Origin of the sequence: Peptoniphilus sp. DNF00840 (assembly GCF_001553125.1) — a bacterium.
Lineage (GTDB): Bacteria > Bacillota > Clostridia > Tissierellales > Peptoniphilaceae > Peptoniphilus_A > Peptoniphilus_A vaginalis.
Window position 1 is genome coordinate 1 of the sequence record NZ_KQ960226.1, and the last position, 792, is coordinate 792.

General features: G+C 31.7%; 1 protein-coding gene. It reads left to right on the top strand.

The genetic code is table 11. The annotated features are described in order from the left end of the window. The coding region (locus HMPREF1864_RS05800) for a transposase (protein ID WP_156435955.1) at positions 1-792 on the top strand (792 nt) is incomplete at both ends.

Here is a 792-nt window from a genome sequence, read left to right on the forward strand (position 1 = left end):
AATTCGTAGACTCAACACATGTAAAAGCCCATGCCAATAGACATAAAAACAAAAAAGAAGAAATTAAAAAAGTAACAAAAGCATATCAAGAAGAATTAGACAAAGAAATCGAAGAAGACAGAAAAGAACATGAAAAAAAGCCATTAAAAGAAAAAAATGAAAAAGAAGAAACAAAAGAAATAACAGTCTCAACAACAGACCCAGAAAGTGGACTTTTCCATAAAGGAGAACACAAAGAAGTATTCGCCTACTGTGTAGAAACATCAGTAGACAAAAACGGTTGGATATTAGGTCACAAAACATTTCCAGGAAATCTCCATGACAGTACAACCCTACTACCCTTTTATGAAGAAAAACTAAAAAAATTAAAACCAGAAAAAATAGTCATGGATGCAGGATATAAAACACCAGCCATAGCAAAAAAACTACTAGAAGACGGAATACAACCAGTATTCCCTTACACAGCACCAAAAAGAAAACCAAAAATAGAAAACCCCTACTACAAAAGAGAATTCATATATGATGAATACTACGACTGTTACCTATGCCCAGAAAATCAAATACTAGAATACACAACAACAAATAGAGAAGGATATAGAGAATACAAAAGCAATAAAGAAATATGTAAAAAATGCCCTAATCTCAAAAGATGTACACAGAGTAAAAACCATCAAAAAGTAGTTACAAGACACCTTTGGCAGAAATACCTAGACAAAACAGAAGAATATAGGTACACCAAAAAAGGAAAAGAAGAATATAAAAGAAGAAAAGAAACAGTAGAAAGACAATTTG